This window comes from Vibrio sp. PID23_8, from assembly GCF_003584965.1.
Classification (GTDB): Bacteria; Pseudomonadota; Gammaproteobacteria; order Enterobacterales; family Vibrionaceae; genus Vibrio.
The window spans coordinates 67,555-87,865 of record NZ_LIXE01000011.1 but is presented as its reverse complement, the minus strand read 5'-3'; the positions used below and the strand labels follow the sequence as shown (position 1 = coordinate 87,865).

General features: G+C 46.2%; 19 protein-coding genes. 9 read left to right on the top strand and 10 right to left on the bottom strand.

From position 1 onward, the window contains the following. Window positions 1-32: 32 nt before the first annotated feature. The 4 genes from AK966_RS16300 to aspA all read right to left on the bottom strand — a co-directional run bounded on the left by AK966_RS16300 (window position 33) and on the right by aspA (window position 5,788). The gene (locus AK966_RS16300) at window positions 33-668 is read right to left on the bottom strand and encodes a response regulator transcription factor (RefSeq protein ID WP_119464548.1); all 636 of its coding nucleotides are present in this window, start codon (window positions 666-668) and stop codon (window positions 33-35) included. Between the two features lie 189 nt (window positions 669-857). Continuing rightward, window positions 858-2,690: a protein-disulfide reductase DsbD gene (locus AK966_RS16295; RefSeq protein WP_099080083.1), complete on the bottom strand. Its 1,833-nt coding sequence runs from the start codon at window positions 2,688-2,690 to the stop codon at window positions 858-860. Between the two features lie 163 nt (window positions 2,691-2,853). Beyond that, the gene (locus AK966_RS16290; RefSeq protein ID WP_099080082.1) at window positions 2,854-4,161 is read right to left on the bottom strand and encodes an anaerobic C4-dicarboxylate transporter; all 1,308 of its coding nucleotides are present in this window, start codon (window positions 4,159-4,161) and stop codon (window positions 2,854-2,856) included. A 175-nt stretch (window positions 4,162-4,336) separates the two neighbouring features. Beyond that, window positions 4,337-5,788 carry an aspartate ammonia-lyase gene (gene aspA, locus AK966_RS16285; RefSeq protein ID WP_099080081.1) on the bottom strand — a complete coding sequence of 484 codons (1,452 nt, stop codon included), beginning with the start codon at window positions 5,786-5,788 and terminating at the stop codon, window positions 4,337-4,339. Window positions 5,789-6,245: 457 nt separating this feature from the next. On the opposite strand from aspA, the gene AK966_RS16280 reads away from it, so the two are divergent. Continuing rightward, entirely contained in the window at window positions 6,246-6,764 is a 519-nt protein-coding gene (locus AK966_RS16280) for an FxsA family protein (protein WP_099080080.1), read from the top strand. Window positions 6,765-6,836: 72 nt separating this feature from the next. On the opposite strand, the gene trmL is transcribed toward AK966_RS16280, so the two are convergent. The 3 genes from trmL to AK966_RS16265 all read right to left on the bottom strand — a co-directional run bounded on the left by trmL (window position 6,837) and on the right by AK966_RS16265 (window position 9,503). After that, window positions 6,837-7,316 carry a tRNA (uridine(34)/cytosine(34)/5-carboxymethylaminomethyluridine(34)-2'-O)-methyltransferase TrmL gene (gene trmL / locus AK966_RS16275; RefSeq protein WP_099080079.1) on the bottom strand — a complete coding sequence of 160 codons (480 nt, stop codon included), beginning with the start codon at window positions 7,314-7,316 and terminating at the stop codon, window positions 6,837-6,839. Window positions 7,317-7,419: 103 nt separating this feature from the next. After that, entirely contained in the window at window positions 7,420-8,814 is a 1,395-nt protein-coding gene (gene cpxA / locus AK966_RS16270) for an envelope stress sensor histidine kinase CpxA (RefSeq protein WP_119464547.1), read from the bottom strand. After that, the gene (locus tag AK966_RS16265) at window positions 8,814-9,503 is read right to left on the bottom strand and encodes a response regulator (RefSeq protein WP_099080077.1); all 690 of its coding nucleotides are present in this window, start codon (window positions 9,501-9,503) and stop codon (window positions 8,814-8,816) included. The genes cpxA and AK966_RS16265 overlap by 1 nt, the downstream gene beginning before the upstream one ends. A 177-nt stretch (window positions 9,504-9,680) precedes the next feature. Between AK966_RS16265 and AK966_RS16260 the strand changes: the two genes are divergently transcribed. From AK966_RS16260 to pfkA, 4 genes are all read left to right on the top strand, one after another. Continuing rightward, window positions 9,681-10,190, top strand: coding sequence for a Spy/CpxP family protein refolding chaperone (locus tag AK966_RS16260; protein ID WP_119464546.1), 510 nt, complete (start codon window positions 9,681-9,683; stop codon window positions 10,188-10,190). Window positions 10,191-10,435: 245 nt separating this feature from the next. After that, window positions 10,436-10,948 carry a CpxP family protein gene (locus tag AK966_RS16255; protein ID WP_119464545.1) on the top strand — a complete coding sequence of 171 codons (513 nt, stop codon included), beginning with the start codon at window positions 10,436-10,438 and terminating at the stop codon, window positions 10,946-10,948. 123 nt (window positions 10,949-11,071) lie between these two features. Next, on the top strand, window positions 11,072-11,980 hold the full coding sequence (gene fieF, locus AK966_RS16250; protein WP_099080074.1) for a CDF family cation-efflux transporter FieF: 909 nt from the start codon (window positions 11,072-11,074) through the stop codon (window positions 11,978-11,980). Between the two features lie 282 nt (window positions 11,981-12,262). Next, window positions 12,263-13,225 (top strand): 6-phosphofructokinase, encoded by a 963-nt coding sequence (gene pfkA, locus AK966_RS16245; protein WP_099080073.1) that lies wholly within the window; start codon window positions 12,263-12,265, stop codon window positions 13,223-13,225. 65 nt (window positions 13,226-13,290) lie between these two features. Here the strand turns inward: pfkA and AK966_RS16240 are convergent, their stop codons facing one another. Further along, on the bottom strand, window positions 13,291-14,676 hold the full coding sequence (locus AK966_RS16240; RefSeq protein WP_099080072.1) for an MATE family efflux transporter: 1,386 nt from the start codon (window positions 14,674-14,676) through the stop codon (window positions 13,291-13,293). Between the two features lie 229 nt (window positions 14,677-14,905). On the opposite strand from AK966_RS16240, the gene AK966_RS16235 reads away from it, so the two are divergent. From AK966_RS16235 to AK966_RS16225, 3 genes are all read left to right on the top strand, one after another. Next, window positions 14,906-15,196, top strand: a complete 291-nt coding sequence (locus AK966_RS16235) for a co-chaperone GroES (RefSeq protein WP_005381516.1) — start codon at window positions 14,906-14,908, stop codon at window positions 15,194-15,196. 76 nt (window positions 15,197-15,272) lie between these two features. Beyond that, a complete protein-coding gene (gene groL / locus AK966_RS16230) occupies window positions 15,273-16,916 on the top strand; it encodes a chaperonin GroEL (RefSeq protein WP_099080071.1) in 1,644 nt (547 codons plus the stop codon). A 473-nt stretch (window positions 16,917-17,389) separates the two neighbouring features. After that, window positions 17,390-17,953 (top strand): VC2662 family protein, encoded by a 564-nt coding sequence (locus AK966_RS16225; protein WP_172438147.1) that lies wholly within the window; start codon window positions 17,390-17,392, stop codon window positions 17,951-17,953. A 51-nt stretch (window positions 17,954-18,004) separates the two neighbouring features. Here AK966_RS16225 and AK966_RS16220 read toward each other — a convergent pair whose 3' ends face one another. Together AK966_RS16220 and epmB are read right to left on the bottom strand one after the other, a co-directional pair. Continuing rightward, window positions 18,005-18,502 carry an MgtC/SapB family protein gene (locus tag AK966_RS16220; protein WP_099080069.1) on the bottom strand — a complete coding sequence of 166 codons (498 nt, stop codon included), beginning with the start codon at window positions 18,500-18,502 and terminating at the stop codon, window positions 18,005-18,007. 95 nt (window positions 18,503-18,597) lie between these two features. Beyond that, a complete protein-coding gene (epmB, locus tag AK966_RS16215) occupies window positions 18,598-19,620 on the bottom strand; it encodes an EF-P beta-lysylation protein EpmB (protein ID WP_099080068.1) in 1,023 nt (340 codons plus the stop codon). A gap of 32 nt (window positions 19,621-19,652) precedes the next feature. Between epmB and efp the strand changes: the two genes are divergently transcribed. Beyond that, a complete protein-coding gene (gene efp, locus AK966_RS16210) occupies window positions 19,653-20,219 on the top strand; it encodes an elongation factor P (RefSeq protein WP_005425036.1) in 567 nt (188 codons plus the stop codon). Window positions 20,220-20,311 lie beyond the last annotated feature (92 nt).

The following is a 20,311-nucleotide window of genomic DNA, read 5'->3' as shown; positions in this document are numbered from 1 at the left end:
GTGCGTCATATTCATGTGAATTGGGTCTATTTTTACTGCTCAGGTTCCATTTGCTGCAGCAGGATGACCGCTTGAGTACGGTTCTTGACGCCCAGTTTGCGGAAAATCGCCGTCATATGTGCTTTGATCGTGGCCTCTGAGACACTGAGTTCATAGGCAATTTGCTTGTTAAGCAAGCCATCTGACAGCATGCCAAGCACCTTGTATTGTTGAGGTGTCAGGGCGGCAATTTTCTCGGCTAAATCATTACATGCGGCGTTGTTAGTGATGAGTCCTTCGGGGAAAAATGGGTCGCCATTTAGAACTTGGTTGAGCGCACTTACCAGTTCACGCATGTCACTCGACTTGGGAATAAAACCAAAAGCGCCATGGCTTTTCACTTGGGTTACTATTGCGGGTTCTTCGCTGGCAGACACGACAACGATAGGAAGATCTGGGTATTCTGCACGTAAGTGGATCAGGCCAGACATACCATTTGCTCCCGGCATCTTTAGATCTAGCAATACCAAATCAGGTTCTTCTTCTTTTTCCAACAATGCGAGTAACGCACTCAACGAGTCTGCCTCGAGAAGATTGGCACCACTCACTGCCATGTGCACGGATTGGAACAAGGCATTGCGGAACAGTGGGTGATCATCAGCGATGATAATGGTGTAGGTCGAATCCATGACGTTAAACACTTTTGCTAGTTTAGTTAAAAGAATTATTGTCCACCTTTAAGAGGGTGGACAATATTTATCCATTAAAAGTCTGAACTAAATCGACTTTTATTAGAAAATTCGCATATAAACGCCAGTTTCCCAATTTTATTTGGGTAATAAAAAACGCCAGTGAAAAAGTGGCTGGCGTTTGATGTGTCACGAACCGATTTGGTTGATGTGTTCTAAGAAGGGCTGTGCAGCCATAAAACCAGTCAGGCGTGCGTTTGAAATGTGTTTTCCGCTGGCATCCCAGAATTCAATGGTCGGCAAACCAAGCACATTCATACGTTTAAGTAGCTCAATATCCTGAATCTGGTTTTTGGTGACATCAGCTTGCAACAGAACAAAGCTTTTCAACTTGGGTTCGACACTTGGGTCGTGGAACGTGTATTTCTCAAATTCCTTGCATGCCACACACCAGTCGGCGTAGAAGTCGAGCATCACAGGTTTGCCTGCTTGTTTCGCCAGAGCAAGTTGTTCTTCCAATTCTGCTACGGTTGCGACACGAGTAAAGCTCACTGTCGCTTGGTGTGTTTGTGTGGCGGAGCCACCAAACCAGTAGCTCAATGCGGGTTGTGCGGAAGCAAACAAACCTAGTACGGCGATGATGCCCACGGCACTTTGCTTCCAGCCGCCAAATTCCAAGCTGTTCTTGATGTGGTAAAGCCAGCCAAAAGCCGCAATGCCCAATGCTGACCATAATGCGGTTGCCCATATCTCTGGCAAGATACGTTCAAGCAAGAAGATAGGCGCCGCTAGTAGAATGAATCCAAATAGTGTCTTAACGCGATTCATCCAACCGCCTGTTTTGGGGAGCAGCTTGTTGCCGAATACGGCCACTAAAATCAGTGGAATGCCCATCCCCATCGCCAGTGCGTAAAGTGCAATACCACCGGTGAGTAAGTCGCTGCTTTGTGCCACGTAAAGGAGCGCGCCAGACAGTGGCGCCGTGGTACAAGGTGAACATACCAGGCCTGAAATCGCACCCATCGCGAACACGCCTGCGCTGCTACCACCTTGTTGTTTGTTGCTTAGGTTGTTTAACCAAGTCTGCACGCCGCTTGGTAGTTGCAGGTTATATACCCCAAACATGGACAGAGCGAGCACCACGAATAACACACTCAAACCAATCAACACATAAGGGTGCTGCATCGCCGCTTGGAACTGCATGCCCGCAGATGCTACCACAAGGCCAAGTAGGGTGTAAGTCAGCGCCATGCCTTGCACGTAAACAAACGATAGACCCAGCGCGCGACGTTGGCTTAGCTTGCCGCTACCTAACACGATACTGGTGAGGATCGGGTACATAGGCAGTACGCAAGGTGTGAATGCCAAACCTACCCCTAACGCTAAAAACAGCATCGGTGTCCACCAGTTGTCCGCGAGATGTGCGGCTAGGTTATCTTGTTCGGTTACTGGTGTCGTTGATATTGTGACAGAAGTTGGCTGCTCAATTGCTGGTGGTGTTGCTGTAGGTGCTTGTTCAGTCGTCGATGCATTTGGATCCGAGCCTGATCCCGTTGAAGTAAACGCACTGATAGGAATCACGCGCGTTTCTGGTGGGTAACAAAAGCCAGCTTTCGCACAACCTTGGTATTGAACCACCACACGTGCACCTTCTTGCCAGTTTTGTAGGGGCACATTGACAAACAGTGGGTCAGTATAAATGTGAACATCACCGAAGAACTCATCTTTATGTGGTGTGCCGTTTTCTATTTTTAGTTTACCAAGAGAAACGTTCTCGCCCGCAATGGACAAACGCTCTTGATACAGGTAATAACCCTCGCGAACTTGCCAATCTAACAATAGTTTGTCGTTTTGCTGATAGAAGTTAAAAGGAAAAGCCTGATCAACGGAGACAAAGCTGTCGTTGCTGTTGCCAAAGGTGCTGTTTTGGCTACTCCCAAACTGATCGTTACCAAATAAGGCCAGTGATGGTGTGGAAAAAGTAATAAGCCCTATGAGTAAAACGGAAAGTAATACGCGCATAAAAAGTTTAATTCATCTTAGATAATTGCCGTTAGTGTAACTCAATCAGACCTGCTGACTAGTCATTAAGTTTCACGGAAATGAAGATTTATTAAGCGATAAGTGTAAATTCAAGGAAATGAAAAAAGGGAGCCGAAGCTCCCTGAGTAAGACTCTGTTTCTATTAGAGCAGTAGGCCACCAAATGCGAAGCCAAGCGCTACCGCTGACGCGATGGTTGCAACACCTGGCACGAAGAATGGGTGGTTGAATACGTACTTACCGATGCGAGTCGAGCCCGTGTCGTCCATCTCAACCGCGGCAAGTAGCGTTGGGTAAGTCGGTAGTACGAATAGCGCACTTACGGCTGCAAAAGACGCAACTGCGGTTAATGGCGCGACACCGATGGCTAGTGCTGCTGGCATTAGTGCAACCGTCGTTGCACCTTGAGAGTAAAGTAGCATCGATGCGAAGAATAGAACAAGTGCTAGCATCCATGGGTAGTCAGCCAGTAGAGCACCGGCGACTTCTTTGATGTCATCAACGTGCGCGTTAACGAACGTCGAACCTAGCCATGCCACACCAAGAACACACACACATGCAGTCATACCAGAGCGGAATGTTGCTGCCGATGGAATTTTGTCGGCATCAATCTTACAGCTCAATACGATCGCAGCCGCTGCCGCAAGCATCACGGTCATGATTGCTTCGTTACGACCTAGAGCAGGGTTCTCGATTAGGCCAATAGAGCCAGAGATTACTGCCGCATAGCACACGACTAGTGCGATTGCGCCAAGGAAGATGAATGTCGCCTTTTTCGCCGTCGGTAGGATTTCACGCTTAGCTTCAGTACTCAGCTTGATTAGCCCGCTTTCTAGACGATGTTGGTACTCAGGATCATCTTTAAGTTCACAGCCCATGAAGTTCGCGACGAATGCACCGATCATACAAGCGATAAACGTTGTTGGGATACAGATAGCCAGTAGTGTTAGGTAGTCTACGCCAAACGGATGCAGCATTGCTGCAAACGCAACAACGGCCGCTGAAATTGGCGACGCTGTGATCGCGATTTGCGACGCGACTACCGCGATAGATAGTGGACGAGAAGGACGAACGCCTTGGCCTTTTGCTACTTCTGCAATGACAGGCAGAGTAGAGAATGCCGTATGACCTGTACCGGCCATAAGTGTCATTAGGAATGTCACGATAGGTGCGTAAAAAGTGATGCGTTCTGGATGTTTACGCAAAAAGTCTTCCGCAACCTGTACCATCCAATCTAAACCACCAGCGACCTGCATTGCCGCAATGGCGGTAATGACAGACATGATGATCAGAATTACATCGACAGGGATGTAAGACTGGCTTGTCGGAACACCTAGGATTATAGACAACGCAATGACCCCGGCACCACCAGCAAAACCAATGCCGATACCACCGATCCTTGCCCCCAAATAAATGAAGAGCAGAACCACGAAGAGTTCGACCATTACCATATTGATACCTCTTTTTAGTTTTTTATTGATCCTGATTTTGTGAACACTTGAGCTGATGTAAGTGTTTAGAAAATCAGAATCGCCGTGGCTCACAGTAATAAAGCTTAGAAAAAGTGTGGCTAACCGTTTAGAAGCCTAAAAAAGGGTCCCGTATGGGACCCATTATTCAATAATATTACTCGTAGCGTTTCGCTTTATAAGTCGGATGCATGAAGTTTTCAACCGATAAGATGTCATCTAGCTCTTCCGCCGTTAATAAACCGCGTTCTAGAACCACATCACGTACGCTCTTACCTGTTTCTGCACAGATCTTACCTACCATATCGCCTTCGTGGTGGCCGATGTATGGGTTTAGGTAAGTCACGATTCCGATAGAATTGTAGACGTAGTTCTCACAAACTTCTTTGTTCACCGTGATGCCATCGATACATTTGTCACGTAGGTTCACACACGCGTTATGTAGCAGAGAGATAGACTCAAACACACTTTGTGCGATCACTGGCTCCATGACGTTTAGCTGTAGCTGGCCGCCTTCTGCTGCGAAAGAAACCGTGTTGTCGTTACCGAGAACTTTGAAGCAAACTTGGTTTACTACTTCTGGGATCACTGGGTTTACTTTCGCTGGCATGATTGAAGAACCAGCTTGCATTTCTGGTAGGTTCAGCTCGTTTAAACCTGAACGTGGACCAGAAGAAAGTAGACGAAGGTCGTTGCAGATCTTCGATAGTTTTACGGCTAGACGTTTTAGTGCACCGTGCGTCATTACGTAAGCACCGCAGTCAGACGTTGCTTCGATTAAGTCTTCTGCTGCAACCACTTCTAGGCCCGTTACTTCAGCTAGGTGTTTCACCGCTAGTGCTTGGTAACCTGTTGGTGCGTTTAGACCGGTACCGATCGCCGTTGCACCTAGGTTGATTTCTAGTAGTAGCTTAGACGTGTAATCTAGTGCACGAATCTCTTCGTTTAGTGTGACTGCCCATGCGTGGAACTCTTGACCCACCGTCATAGGAACCGCATCTTGAAGCTGAGTACGGCCCATCTTCAAGATATTTTTGAATTCTTGAGCTTTAAGTTCGAACGCGCCTTTTAGGTATTCGATCGCTTCCATCAACTGGTGAACACTGTTGTACACCGCGATACGGAAACCCGTTGGGTACGCACAGTTAGTTGATTGGCTCTTGTTTACGTGATCGTTCGGGTTGATGAACTGGTACTGGCCTTTTTCCTTGCCCATCAGTTCAAGCGCAACGTTGGCGATAACTTCGTTCGTGTTCATGTTCACTGACGTGCCCGCACCACCTTGGAATACGTCTGATGGGAACTGATCCATGCACTTACCTGTTTCAAGGATCAAATCACACGCTTCAAGGATGTAGTTTGCTACGTCTTTTGGAATCGCACCTAGCTCTTTGTTTGCTAATGCCGCCGCTTTCTTGGTCATCACCATGCCGCGAACAAATTCAGGCACGTCAGAAATGGTGCTGCTAGAGATATTAAAGTTTTCGATCGCGCGAAGCGTGTGGATGCCGTAGTAAGCATCAGCAGGGACGTGACGTTGACCTAATAGATCTTCTTCGATACGAGTGGCTTGGTTTGCTGTTTTTGGAGCATCAGATAGGGTAGCCATAACAGGATCCTTAGATGATAATTCTGACAATGAAGTTATTTATTAGCCATTTCTGCAGTATAGAGTCCATTCATCAGAGTTTTTGGCTGGAAAATCCGTCCTGACTTATGTTGAACATGATACTGTACCTAGCGCATAAAAATAGTAACTAGATCACCTTTTTCGTTTTTGACACGTCAATAATTTGCAAAGTATGAATGGGATGTTAATAACCATTTGTAGGTAGAGGTTTTATCTCGATAAGCTTGGACTCCAATAGTGTTAAGTTTTTAATTTTCAATAGCTTACATTAACATGTGCGCATCCATTCTGTCTCTTTGTTGCTGTGCATCAGCGCCTAATTCGATAGGGCGTATCTTTCAATTCATTCCCTTGAACATGAACACGCTTTTTTACAACGATTTGTTTGAGCTTAGTACGGCTTTGCCATTACACTGAATTCAACAAAGGAGGGCATGTGTTTCCTATCTTATTATTGGCGTTTATTTTCGTCCCGATCATTGAGATTGGCTTATTTATTCAGGTGGGAGGCTTTTTAGGTCTCTGGCCTACGATTGCATTGGTGCTCATCACGGCGTTTGTCGGCGCGTCATTAGTACGCAGCCAAGGCATTCAGACGATGATGTCGGTACAAGGACGTCTAGAGAAAGGTGAGCTACCTGCACAGCAAATTTTTGAAGGTGTGATGCTGGCAGTGGCAGGTGTACTGCTATTAACCCCAGGTTTTATGACTGACGCGTTAGGTATGATTGTGCTATTACCTGCGCCGCGCGTGGCGCTGGCTAAGTACTTAATGAGTAAGATGGTGGTGAAGACCATGAATGGTGGTGGCTTCCACGCGAATTACTCAAATCAAGATCCATTTGAGCAAGACCCATTTCGTCGTGACCCGTTTGATTCCAAGTCGGATAACGGCAATACCTTTGAAGGTGAGTACGAACGCAAAGACGACGATGACCGCAATAAGCTAAATTGATAACGGTACAGCTCGTAGAAAAGTAAAAGGGCGCATGATGCGCCCTTTTTTGTATCTTCAGTTTGTGTTGCTTTATAGTGCGCCTTCAAAGCCCATTTGACGCCATGCTTCAAACGCAATGATCGCCACCGCGTTCGATAAGTTTAGGCTACGTGCATCTGGCATCATCGGAATGCGGATTCGTTGTTCCATCGGCAGACTATCAATCACTTCAGCAGGCAAGCCGCGAGTCTCTGGACCAAACATGAGTACGTCACCAGTTTGGTATTGTGGATCTACGTGATGACCGGTCGTTTTTGTAGTACAAGCGAATAGGCGGTAGTTACCTTGTTTCTCTTTGTCTAGGTATGCCAAGAATGCTTGATAGCTCTTATGGCGGGTTACTCGCGCCAAATCGTGGTAATCCAACCCTGCGCGGCGAACTTTCTTCTCTTCCAGATCGAAACCAAGTGGCTCAATCAGGTGAAGATTCGCACCACAGTTAGCACACAGGCGAATGATGTTGCCGGTGTTCGGCGCGATTTCTGGTTCGTATAGAGCGATATCAAACATGGTAATGAATTCGATTGGTTAAAAGAGAAGGGCAGTATATACCTAACTGCTATTGGTATGCATTAGAGAGATGAGCGACGAACGTATTCAGTCGCTCAAATTGTTAGTTGAATAACGGGAGCTCGATCGTGACTCGCAGACCGCCTAACGGACTGCGACTGGCCACGATCGAGCCACTGTGCTGACGAATCGCACTCTCGGTGATGGTTAAGCCTAGTCCCGTTCCTCCTGAGTGACGATCACGAGCAGTAGAGACGCGATAAAACGGGCGGAATATTGCATCCAATTCATCTTCAGGCACTCCATCACCATTATCATCGACGGTAATTTTTAGTGTATCAACGTGGTCTTGAATATCGACGTTTACTTGGTCTTTTCCATAATAAACCGCATTACGGATGATGTTCTCAACGGCGCTCACAAGCAGCTTTGGATTACCAGAAATGGTGCGGTCAGGTAAATCTGAATAGCTGAGCGTCTTGTCCATTTGCTCGGCTTCAAATTGAGCATCCTTGATGATCTCTTCCCATAAGCTGGCAATCGGCTGAGTCTCACGGTTCATATGACTGTTCACTTGCATGCGAGAGAGCTCGAGCAGCTCTGCGATCATCTGTTCAAGGCGCTGTGCTTCGGTGTCAATTCGGATTAACTCAGGGCTTTCACCTTGCTTTCTTGTAGCCAGTGCACTTGCCATTCGTAGGCGAGTCAGTGGTGAGCGTAATTCATGGGAAATATCAGACAACAAACGTTGCTGACCGGAAATCATCTGATTTACCGCTTCAACCATTTGATTAAAGCTCGCTCCTGCTTGACGAAATTCGGTGGTGCCTTTTTCAAGGTTTGGGTCGATAACAAACTCCCCTTTTGCCACACGCTGGGCGGCCGTTTCCAATCGACGTGCGGGCTGGCTTAATGCCCATGCTAGCCACAACAATAGTGGTGTACTCGCCGCCATCACCGCCAATAGTAGCTGCAATGGATGATCAAACAGACGCAACATGATTGGCGGTGGCTGATTCCACTTAAACCCAACGTACATCAAGAGGTCGGAGCCTGCGAGTTGAATCGGCATTGGCCCTGCAATCATATAGTGACCATAAAGTTTTTGCTTTGGCTGTTTTTGATCGTCAATGCTGGTGACAAAGTTTTGCATCGCACGCATGCGAAAATCGCTACTCTCTGCTGAGGTCAGCACGTTTCCATCGTAATCAGAAAAGAACACTTGTGGGCGAGGATCATGCTTGCTAGGGCGATGGCCTTCGACGCTAAATAGGATTTTTCCGAGATTCTTTTCTTTTTGGTACTTCTTTTCAATGCGATCGCGGATTTCAATCATGCGCAGATAGTGATCTTGTGGGATATCGCGAGCTTTACGTGGATCCAAATGGGGCAATGACAGTACGGCCATTAAAACCAAAAACATGGTGAACCAAAAGATGGCAAAGATGCGTCCATACAAGCTATTTATCTTCGGCAGTTTGAAGCGTGACGAGCGCATTAATCCTCCTCAATCAACATGTAACCACGCCCACGTAGGGTTTTAATCCTTGGTTTACCATTGCTTTTATCTGGCAATTTCTTACGTAGGTTAGATACGTGCATATCAATAGCGCGGTCGAAAGCTGCCAAGCGCTTACCAAGCACATCGAGACTCAGTGTCTCTTTGGTCAGTATTTGCCCTGGGTTTTGCACAAAGTGGGTTAGTAGAGCGAATTCTGTGGTGGTTAAGTCCATTAGTGCGTTGTCGCAGTACGCTTCTTGTTTGCCTGGGTAGAGTTTGATTTCTTGGTACTCAATGCAGTCACTATTTTTAGCGCTTTTTTGTGTGCTGCTGGTACGGCGTAAAATCGCACGGATACGCGCCAGCAATTCACGATCACTAAAAGGCTTAGGTAGGTAATCGTCCGCGCCAAGCTCTAGGCCGATCACACGATCAATTTCTTCGCCTTTCGCCGTTAACATCAATACCGGCGTTTCCCAGCTTTCACGTAAGCGTTTTAGGGTTTCCATTCCATTGAGTTTCGGCATCATGACGTCGAGTAAGATAAGATCGATCTCGCTACTCATGGCCATTAAACCTGCTTCGCCATCATTGGCTTCAGTGACGTCAAAACCTTCAAAGCTTAGCACTTCTTTTAGCAAGCTAGTTAGCTCGGTATCGTCATCAATCAAAAGAATGTTTGCCATTTAAGTACCTACTAATCATTCATAGTTGTTCTAATATTACATTGTTATGAGAGTCTGCGAAGCGCCTGAAAATGACTCTTTACGATTATTTACTCTGTTTATGTCTCTTTACTGCATCTACTCAAGATTATTGAGCATGTGGAGAGTTCATCAGTGAATAAAATAAGGAATATACTTATGAAACGTCTTAAAAGCCGTACTATTGAGATGCTGATACTTCCCTTAGTATTTGCATCGACTAGTGCCATAGCCGATAGCCATGAGCAAGAGTATGATGAAAAATTCCATGACAAATGTGGTATTTCGATGAATTTGGATCGCGGAATGGTGCATCAACTCGATTTAACGGATGAACAAAAAGCGAAGCTAAAATCGATACGAGAAGCGCATAAGCAGGAGAAGAAGCAGACTAATGTTAATCGAAAGGTGGAGCAAAAGGAGCGACATCAGAGAATGCAAGCGATCGTATTAGAGAGTGAGTTTAACCACGCAAAAGCAAACGGGTTTGCTCAAGAGGTGGCCGCGATACAAGCTGAACGAAGTGTTCAAATGATGAAGAATAAACATGAGATGCTGAGCGTATTAACGACGGAACAAAAAGCGAAATTTGTGCAGCTTCAAGATGACCGCCAAAAAGAGTGCAGTAATAAAAGACACCAACGCAATGATTCGAAAATGACTGAATAATGCGTCAAAGCCTCTTTTATATTCTTAATGTACTGATGAGTGTCTGCTACTCACATTTGGTTTGAACAGGTCACTGTGGCGACCAGGTATTTTCCTTTTATGACGAGAGAGGAAAAAAGAATAAAACAGGCCTTTACGCTTCTTTACGCTCCTTATACGTTGCTTTACCTGACAGGTCGTATTCTACACTTAAGCGCTGTGAGAGCAGCTCAAAAGAAATATTAACCTGTGTAAGGAATCAAATTATGAAATCTGCAAAAAAAGTTGTACTAGCTGCTATTATCCTACCACTTACTCTAGGTGCAGCGAGCGCATTTGCATTCGGTGGCAAAGATCATCACAAAGGTCCACGCGGTGAGTGTAGTCAAGGTATGGAGCGCGGTGTTATGCGTCAACTAAACCTAACGGATGCACAAAAAGATAAGCTAAAAGAAATGCGTAAAGCAAACAAAGCGGACATGAAAGCCAACTATGCAGAGCATCACCAAGCTCGTAAAGCAGAGCGTCAAGCACATCATGCGAAAATGCAAGCATTGCTGTTGGCTGATAACTTTGACGAGGCTGCTGCAAACGACCTAGCAAAAGTGATGGTTGATAAGCAAACTGAGCGCCGCGTGAAGATGATGGAGAAAAAGCACCAGATGCTGAGCGTGCTGACACCTGAGCAAAAAGTGAAATTTGTTGAACTTCAAAAAGAGCGTCAACAAGAGTGTGGTGAAAAAATGCAAAAGCGCATGCAAAAACACCATAACAGCTAATTGTGAGCTGAATGAATCCTAAGGGGCAGTCACCGTACTGCCCCTTTTTGATCCTGTAATGTCATACTCATTAATACCGTAACGAGGTATAATCAACACACGGCTTGAGTTAACTCCTTGATTATGAAATACCAATATGCACGACTCGTCACAACTGCGGCATGGGCTGCAACCATTGTGGCGACACTTCTTCTCATTATGAAAGTCATCACCTGGTGGGTGACCGGTTCTGTCAGTCTGTTGGCATCGTTAATTGACTCGATGCTGGACATTGCAGCTTCGGTAGTGAACCTCATCGTGGTTCGCTTCGCCTTACAACCTGCTGACCGAGAGCACACCTTTGGGCATGGTAAAGCGGAGTCGTTAGCGGCGTTAGCGCAAGCGATGTTTATTTCTGGTTCGGCGGTTTTCCTCATCTTAAATGGTATCGAGCGTTTCTTCCGTCCTCAGGATTTGCATGCCCCTGAATTGGGGGTTTACGTATCACTATTCGCCATTGTTGTGACCTTGGGGTTAGTGATGTTCCAAAAGCACGTCGTGCGCGTCACTGGCAGTCAGGCAATTGCGGCAGATTCACTGCATTACCAAACTGACCTATATATGAATGCGGCCATTATGGTGGCATTGGGTCTTAGCTACTTTGGTGTGACGCAAGCCGATGCGGCGTTTGCGGTGGGAATCGGTATCTTTATTCTTTACAGCGCATTTAAGATGGTCACTGAGGCGATTCAAACCTTACTTGACCGACAGTTACCGGAAGAAGAGCTTGAGCAAATTCGTGCGGAATGTTTTGAAGTAGAGGGGGTGTTAGGTGTGCACCAACTGCGTACACGCATGTCCGGACCAACGCGTTTTATCCAGCTGCATTTGGAATTGGATGATAATTTACGCCTGATTGAAGCGCACCTTATTGCAGATAAGGTGGAAGATAAGTTATTGGCGCGATTCCCAGAGGCCGATGTTTTGATCCATCAAGACCCGATATCGGTGGTGTTTGGACCAGAGAAAGAGCAAAAAGCACAAGATTGGTAGTAATCCAAAAATCGGTAGCACTAACGACAAATAGGCGCTTATTGACTATCTTTCCATCAATACTTATTAAGAATCTTGATCCTGATGTGAATCAACAAAGTCACCAAGATAAACTGTAATACTCTTACATAAGTAGAAAAGTTACATAAAAATGTGTGTTTTCATTGGTATTCCTATTGAGGAAATGTAACATAACGCACAGTTCTGGATTATGCGGCTTGCTTGGTAACAAGAAGCCAAAAAGAAAATTAAATAATTGATTGCCAAAGTTCGAGGGTGAGCATGATTAAGAAGATCGGTGTTTTAACAAGTGGCGGTGACGCACCTGGTATGAACGCTGCAGTTCGCGGCGTAGTACGTACCGCACTATCTGAGGGATTGGAAGTTTTCGGTGTGTACGATGGCTACCTAGGTCTTTACGAAGGCCGCATCGAGCCACTAGATCGTTCTAGTGTTTCTGATGTGATCAACAAAGGTGGTACGTTCCTAGGTTCTGCTCGTTTCCCTGAGTTCAAGGAAGTGGCAGTACGCGAAAAAGCGATTGAGAACCTAAAAAAACACGGTATCGATGCACTGGTTGTGATCGGTGGTGACGGTTCTTACATGGGGGCGAAGAAACTGACAGAAATGGGTTACCCATGTATCGGTCTGCCAGGCACAATCGATAATGACATCGCAGGTACGGATTACACGATCGGTTACCTAACGGCACTAAACACCGTTATCGATGCAATTGACCGCCTGCGCGACACGTCTTCTTCCCACCAGCGTATTTCTATCGTAGAAATCATGGGTCGTCACTGTGGTGACTTGACTCTGATGTCTGCTATCGCAGGTGGCTGTGAGTACATCATTACTCCAGAAACGGGCCTAGATAAAGAGAAGCTGATCGGTAACATCCAAGACGGTATCGCAAAAGGCAAAAAACACGCCATCATTGCGCTTACTGAGCTGATGATGGATGCAAACGAATTGGCGAAAGAGATTGAAGCGGCAACGGGTCGTGAAACTCGTGCAACCGTTCTTGGTCACATCCAGCGTGGTGGTCGTCCAACAGCATTCGACCGTGTTCTTGCATCTCGCATGGGTAATTATGCGGTTCACCTACTAATAGAAGGCCACGGCGGCCGTTGTGTTGGTATCGTGAAAGAGCAGCTAGTTCACCACGACATCATCGATGCAATCGAGAACATGAAGCGTCCAGTACGCAGCGACCTTTACCAAGTTGCTGAAGAGTTATTCTAAGTTAGCTTGAATAAGTCAAAATATAAAAACCGCGATGATCCGCGGTTTTTTTTATCTGAGTTTTGTTACTCAGAAGCCACTTGATGTGTTGCCAAAGTGACGCGTCGTTCGCGCAGAGCAAACAAATAACCCAAGACCCCACCTAGCGTGTTACCAAGTGCAATGCCGATAAACAACCCTTCAATGCTGTACACCTGACTGCCAATCCATGCCGCTGGTAAGGTAAACACAAACAAACGCATAAAACTCCATTGGAAGGCGCGTAGGGGCTTGTGCATCGCGTTAAAACCGCTCACCAACATCATTACAATACCTTGGAATCCGTAACTGAACGGTACGACTAGAAGGTAATGCCACAATTGGTTTTCTACAGCTGCTTCCTGAGAAAACAGTGCGGCAAGAGGGATGCTCAGTGGAACCATCGCTAAGAATATAAAGCCTTGGAATATCACGGCAAATCGCATGCTGAGAAACCAGCCAGCAAAAGCACGAGCGGGATTTTTCGCGCCAAAGTTCTGTGCCATGAAGGGTGTTAGGGCAGAGGTGAGAGACATCAATACGAGAATCAAAATTGACTCAATACGTTGGGCTGCACCATAGGCCGCGACCGCAGCGGTACCGTGGCTTGATAGCATCATCATCAGAATCGCACCAGACAGAGGGGTCATCGCATTCGACAGTGCAGCAGGAGTGCCGATTTTGAGGGTTTGTTGCCAATCTTGCTTGATGAACGACCATTTAATGGAAGCCAGCAATTTTTCTCGTTTCACCAACACATAAAAAGAGCCCAATAAAGCCCCAAGCCAGCTTAACGCACTGGCAATCGCAGCACCTTGAATGCCTAATTTAGGAAATGGACCGTAGCCGAAAATAAGCAACGGATCGAGTAAGCCATTAATTAATCCTGCAAGCATCATGATTTTTGCGGGCGTTTTGGTATCTCCTGACGCACGGATGGCACTGTTACCTGCCATTGGAATCACCAACAAGGGTATGGTCAGATACCAAACCTGCATGTACTGTTCGATGAGAGGGATGGAGTCCTCTTTCGCACCCAATAGACGAAACAAGGGGTCAATGGTGAAGAAGCCCAGAGTTGAAGCTATCGTTACCAGCAATACGGCTAACAACAAACCGTGACTCGTGAAACGTGCCGCTTGTGGCGCATGCCCCTGCCCGAGTAAGTGGCCAATGTTAGTTGAAAGCCCCATTCCGATGCCCATGGTGATGCAGTTCACCGCAAAAGTGACAGGAAAGGTATAGCTGATGGCTGCCAGTGCTTGCGTACCCAGCAGAGAGATAAAGAAAGTGTCGACCAGGTTAAACATCAAAATGGCGATCATGCCCATGGTCATGGGAACAGTCATCTTGCGTAAGGTGTCGGGAATGGGCGCGGTCAACAAACCATGTTTATCGTCGGCCTGATTGTCCGGCTTATTCTTTTCCAGCATTTTTGACATCTAATCTGGTGAGGGAGCTGCAAGGATACAAGAAAGCAGGAAAGCGGGCGAGTGGGCATTTCGAACGCAAACCGTTGCTTAACTGTTCGATCTTTTAACTAAGTCACAAAAAACTCTCTTTCACCCCTTGGGATTCATAGTGTTGTCCCTAATATACTTAACGTGCCCTCTTCGCGGGCAATTATCAAATACACATGGAAATTTTCAGGAGAGACGACCAATGAACATTCGTCCATTACATGACCGAGTTATTGTTGAACGTAAAGAAGTTGAATCTAAGTCAGCTGGTGGCATTGTTTTAACTGGCTCTGCTGCGGAAAAATCGACTCGCGGTGTAGTTCTTGCTGTAGGCAAGGGCCGTATTCTAGAAAACGGCACAGTGCTACCACTGGACGTCAAAGTTGGTGATACTGTTATCTTCGCTGAAGGTTACGGCACTAAGACTGAAAAAATCGACGGTAAAGAAGTGCTTGTGATGTCTGAAAACGACATTATGGCGATCGTTGAGTAATAGCAATCGTTGAGTAATTTTTTGCTCTGATTTAAAAACGAACTCGAACTTAAAGAATTTAGAAAGGAAATCAAAGATGGCTGCTAAAGACGTTAAATTTGGTAATGATGCAAGAGTTAAAATGCTAGAAGGCGTAAACGTTCTAGCGGACGCAGTAAAAGTAACACTGGGTCCTAAAGGCCGTAATGTAGTTCTAGACAAATCTTTTGGTGCACCAACCATCACTAAAGATGGCGTATCAGTAGCGCGTGAAATTGAACTGGAAGACAAATTCCAGAACATGGGCGCACAAATGGTTAAAGAAGTGGCGTCTAAAGCAAACGACGCAGCGGGTGACGGTACAACAACAGCAACAGTACTAGCGCAAGCAATCGTAAACGAAGGTCTAAAAGCAGTTGCGGCGGGTATGAACCCAATGGACCTTAAGCGTGGTATCGACAAGGCGGTTATCGCAGCGGTTGAGCAACTAAAAGAGCTGTCTGTTGAGTGTAACGACACCAAAGCTATTGCACAGGTTGGTACTATCTCTGCGAACTCTGACGTAAGCGTTGGTAACATCATTGCAGAAGCGATGGAAAAAGTAGGCCGCGACGGTGTTATCACGGTTGAAGAAGGTCAAGCGCTACAAGATGAACTAGACGTGGTTGAAGGTATGCAGTTTGACCGCGGTTACTTATCTCCTTACTTCATCAACAACCAAGAAGCGGGCTCTGTTGATCTAGAAAACCCATTCATCCTTCTAGTAGACAAGAAAATCTCGAACATTCGTGAACTTCTTCCTGCTCTAGAAGCGGTTGCTAAAGCGTCTCGTCCACTGCTTATCATCGCTGAAGATGTAGAAGGCGAAGCATTAGCAACGCTAGTTGTGAACAACATGCGTGGCATCGTGAAAGTAGCAGCGGTTAAAGCACCTGGTTTCGGTGACCGTCGTAAAGCAATGCTGCAAGACATCGCCATCCTAACTGGTGGTATCGTGATTTCTGAAGAAGTGGGTCTAGAGCTAGAAAAAGTAGCACTAGAAGACCTAGGCCAAGCGAAACGCGTTGCAATCACGAAAGAAAACACCACCATCATCGATGGCGCGGGTGAAGAAGCAATGATCCAAGGTCGTGTTGCTCAAATCCGTCAGCAAATTGAAGATGCAACTTCAGACTACGACAAAGAGAAACTACAAGAGCGTGTTGCTAAGTTAGCAGGCGGTGTTGCAGTCATCAAAGTTGGTGCAGCAACTGAAGTTGAAATGAAAGAGAAGAAAGACCGCGTAGAAGATGCACTACACGCGACTCGCGCAGCGGTTGAAGAAGGTGTGGTTGCTGGTGGTGGTGTTGCACTAATCCGTGCGGCATCTAAGATTGTTGACCTACAAGGCGACAACGAAGAGCAAAACGTTGGTATCCGCGTTGCACTACGAGCAATGGAAGCGCCACTTCGTCAAATCACGAAGAACGCAGGTGACGAAGAGTCAGTCGTTGCGAATAACGTGAAAGCGGGTGAGGGTTCTTATGGTTACAACGCAGCAACAGGCGAATACGGCGATATGCTTGAGATGGGTATCCTAGATCCAACTAAAGTAACTCGTTCAGCTCTACAATTCGCGGCATCAGTTGCCGGTCTAATGATCACAACAGAAGCGATGGTGACTGACCTACCACAAAAAGATGGCGGTATGCCTGATATGGGTGGTATGGGCGGTATGGGTGGTATGGGCGGCATGATGTAATAGCCAGCCTATCTCTTTGCTCTAAGGCTTAATTACCGTGTCGAGCATGCACATTTACTAGCGTAAACTGCGCGTGCTCTCCTTGTTCTAAAGTCATAGAGCGGTGAGCTAGACTACCGATAAAGTTCGATAAGCCGAGGTTTATGCCTCGGTTTTTTCGTTGCTGTCATGCGGAATCGTTCGGCTTTAGAGGGCGTCGCGCATTTTACTTAATGGGTCTTCATTCCAAATCTGAGGGCTACATGAAAAAACGAGAGCTTGTTGTCTAAACAAAACTTGCGGTAAAACGGCACTATTGTGCGGGATTGTGTGCTTAATGTCAGTAAATGTGTTTAAAATCAACACCGTAAATTAATTTTAAGGGTGGTAAGGCTTTTAAATATGACTTCCTGTTACCAAAAAACTAGTTAAAATAGCGCAAGTTCTGAACACTACACTGTGTTGTAAATGAAATACTTCCTCTGGAGATAAAAATGAAAAAGCTTATGACGTCATTGGCTGTTGCAGCCGTTATTGCCTCACCTGTTGCCCTTGCTGACAGTACGCCAGTTATGTTCTCTACGATTGATGACACTAACGTACCATCTAACTCTTCTGTTGGCGGTGTTCGTTTATCAGTTCTTCACGGTCAAGTGAACGAAGTGAAAGGTGTCGACTTCTCCCTACTTGGTATGTCTGAAACAGACCGCACAACAGGTGTTAACTTTGGTCTTTTCTTTGGTGCGTCTAAAGTAAACCAAGAAATGAAAGGTGTATCGCTAGGTTTATTCAACTGGAACCAAGGCCAAACAACCGGTCTTAACCTAGGTGCGGTAAACGTAACGAATAACGTTGAAGGTCTTAACTGGAGTGCGGTGAACTACTCTGAAGGCTACACAATGGCGGATATCGGTCTGGCGAGTATCTCTAAAAAATCGAACTTCCAACTTGGTTTCTTTAACATGACAAACCAAATCGATGGCGTTCAGATTGGTCTTCTAAATTGTGCGGACAACGGTTTCTTCAAGTGTTTCCCAATCGTGAACTTTGCTAAATAAGTTCAGTGAACACAGATACAAAAAGGCCCCGATACCATATCGGGGCCTTTTTTATTTTACGATGCGAGTGGACGTTTTTCGCTGTTGCATCTTTTGGTGTACCCCGCGACGCAAGGCTTTGATGCGGTTTTCTGCTTTGTCTACACCAAGCAGTACCGTTAGTGCTAATAAGGTAATAATGATGGATTGTGTCAGATAGCCAAGTCCTATCATCAAGCCTAATCCAGCCAGCATCCAAATGACCGCGGCTGAGGTCACTCCGTGGATCTTTCCGTCTTGAGCCATCATCACCCCTGCACCTAAGAAGCCAACGCCTGTGATGATCTGGCCAAGTACGCGAGCTTGGTCGAGCGTGTTTGGCGACAAAGAAACCGCCATCGACATAAACAAGTAAGTGCCTGAGATCACGAGAATTGCGGTACGAATACCTACGGGCTTACCACGAGTTTGGCGCTCTATACCGATCATCAAGCCATTGATAGCACAGCAAAGTAATGCCGCCCAACTGAATGGACCAAGATCGACATAGTGTTCAAAAGTTGCTTGCATCTTAACCTCCAAATTTGCGGAGTATGCATAGATAAGACCGCCTGATCGAACAAAAGCTTTTATTTGTTACGACAAAATCCTATACGAGTAACACGCTACTCTAAGTGCAGATCCAGTGGCGTTTTACTTGGGCGGCCGCCGATTTCTCGGGCTAGCTTAGGCACCAGATAACCAGAAACTCGCGTAATGACACCGCGCATGATTGCTTTGGCTTCTTCGTCTGATACAAAGTAGTGCGCCGCACCTTGGACTTTATCTAAGACATGCAAGTAGTAAGGTAGAATGCCAGCATCAAACAGCGCTTCGTTTAGTGCCACTTGTGCTTCAACGCTGTTGTTGACGTCTTTAAGTAATACGGCTTGGTTTAGCAAGGTCACTCCGGCTTGCTTCAGCTTCGCCATTTGAGCGGCAAATTCAGCGTTGATCTCGTTAGCGTGGTTGATGTGCGTCACCAACACGATTTGTAGGCGAGAAGCGCGAAGTAGCTGGCATAGCTCATCAGTGATACGAGCAGGAATCACCACAGGCAAACGACTGTGAATACGCAGGCGTTTGATGTGTGGGATTTGTGCGATGTGCTCCAATAGCCAGTGGATCTCATCGTCTTTGGCCATTAACGGGTCGCCACCAGAGAAGATCACTTCGTTCAACTCGGGTTGCTTCGTCATGTATTCCAGACATTGAGCCCACACTTGTTTGCCGCTCTTATTCTCTTGATAAGGGAAGTGACGACGGAAACAGTAACGGCAGTTCACCGCACAGCCACCTTTTACGATCATCAACGCGCGGTTGCGATACTTGTGCAGTAACCCTGGGATCTCATTATCTTGCTCTTCGAGAGGATCGTCGGAATAGCCTGCATGCACTTCAAACTCTTCGCTCAAAGGCAATACTTGACGTAAAAGTGGATCGTAAGGATTGCCTTTTTCCATCCTTTCGACAAAACTTTGCGGTACACGCTGTACAAACAGCTTGCGCGCAGCAAACCCGTCTTGCCACGGAGAAGGATCTATTTCCAATATTTCCAGCAATTTTGCAGGATCTGAGATCCCATTCGCTAACTGTTTGAGCCAGTTTTGCTCAACAGATTCGACTTTTCGGGTTATTATGTGCGGCATTGAATTTAGCTCTAAGAATGTAAGAGGAAAAAATGGCTACAGTTAGCACCAATGAATTTAAAGGCGGCCTTAAGTTAATGCTTGATAACGAGCCTTGTGTAATTCTGGAAAACGAATATGTTAAACCAGGTAAAGGCCAAGCATTCAACCGCGTTAAAATTCGTAAACTTCTTTCTGGTAAAGTGCTAGAGAAAACATTCAAGTCTGGTGACACTTGTGAAGTGGCAGACGTAATGGATATCGACCTAGATTATCTATATTCAGACGGCGAATTCTACCACTTTATGAACAACGAAACTTTCGAGCAGATCGCTGCAGACGCGAAAGCGGTTGGCGATAACGCTAAGTGGTTGGTAGAAAACAACACTTGTATGATCACACTTTGGAACGGTAACCCAATTACTGTTACTCCACCAAACTTCGTTGAGCTAGAAGTGACGGATACCGATCCAGGTCTGAAAGGTGATACTCAAGGTACTGGTGGTAAACCAGCTACGCTATCAACTGGCGCTGTTGTACGTGTTCCACTATTCATCGCAATCGGTGAAGTGATCAAAGTTGACACTCGTACTGCTGAATACGTAGGTCGTGTGAAGTAATTCACGTTTCCCTGAAAAAGGTCGCTTTGGCGGCCTTTTTTGTTACTTGCGTGTCAATAAGCCAAAAGATCACGAGTGATCCAAAGCAATAA

Coding starts and splice junctions, on each gene's coding strand:
- pfkA (WP_099080073.1), top strand. CDS start 12,263: ATGATTAAGAAGATCGGTGTTTTAACAAGTGGCGGTGACGCACCTGGT.
- cpxA (WP_119464547.1), bottom strand. CDS start 8,814: ATGCGCTCGTCACGCTTCAAACTGCCGAAGATAAATAGCTTGTATGGA.
- AK966_RS16295 (WP_099080083.1), bottom strand. CDS start 2,690: ATGCGCGTATTACTTTCCGTTTTACTCATAGGGCTTATTACTTTTTCC.
- trmL (WP_099080079.1), bottom strand. CDS start 7,316: ATGTTTGATATCGCTCTATACGAACCAGAAATCGCGCCGAACACCGGC.
- AK966_RS16265 (WP_099080077.1), bottom strand. CDS start 9,503: ATGGCAAACATTCTTTTGATTGATGACGATACCGAGCTAACTAGCTTG.
- AK966_RS16300 (WP_119464548.1), bottom strand. CDS start 668: ATGGATTCGACCTACACCATTATCATCGCTGATGATCACCCACTGTTC.
- AK966_RS16235 (WP_005381516.1), top strand. CDS start 14,906: ATGAACATTCGTCCATTACATGACCGAGTTATTGTTGAACGTAAAGAA.
- AK966_RS16225 (WP_172438147.1), top strand. CDS start 17,390: ATGAAAAAGCTTATGACGTCATTGGCTGTTGCAGCCGTTATTGCCTCA.
- groL (WP_099080071.1), top strand. CDS start 15,273: ATGGCTGCTAAAGACGTTAAATTTGGTAATGATGCAAGAGTTAAAATG.
- efp (WP_005425036.1), top strand. CDS start 19,653: ATGGCTACAGTTAGCACCAATGAATTTAAAGGCGGCCTTAAGTTAATG.
- AK966_RS16255 (WP_119464545.1), top strand. CDS start 10,436: ATGAAATCTGCAAAAAAAGTTGTACTAGCTGCTATTATCCTACCACTT.
- fieF (WP_099080074.1), top strand. CDS start 11,072: ATGAAATACCAATATGCACGACTCGTCACAACTGCGGCATGGGCTGCA.
- AK966_RS16220 (WP_099080069.1), bottom strand. CDS start 18,502: ATGCAAGCAACTTTTGAACACTATGTCGATCTTGGTCCATTCAGTTGG.
- epmB (WP_099080068.1), bottom strand. CDS start 19,620: ATGCCGCACATAATAACCCGAAAAGTCGAATCTGTTGAGCAAAACTGG.
- AK966_RS16240 (WP_099080072.1), bottom strand. CDS start 14,676: ATGCTGGAAAAGAATAAGCCGGACAATCAGGCCGACGATAAACATGGT.
- AK966_RS16260 (WP_119464546.1), top strand. CDS start 9,681: ATGAAACGTCTTAAAAGCCGTACTATTGAGATGCTGATACTTCCCTTA.
- aspA (WP_099080081.1), bottom strand. CDS start 5,788: ATGGCTACCCTATCTGATGCTCCAAAAACAGCAAACCAAGCCACTCGT.
- AK966_RS16290 (WP_099080082.1), bottom strand. CDS start 4,161: ATGGTAATGGTCGAACTCTTCGTGGTTCTGCTCTTCATTTATTTGGGG.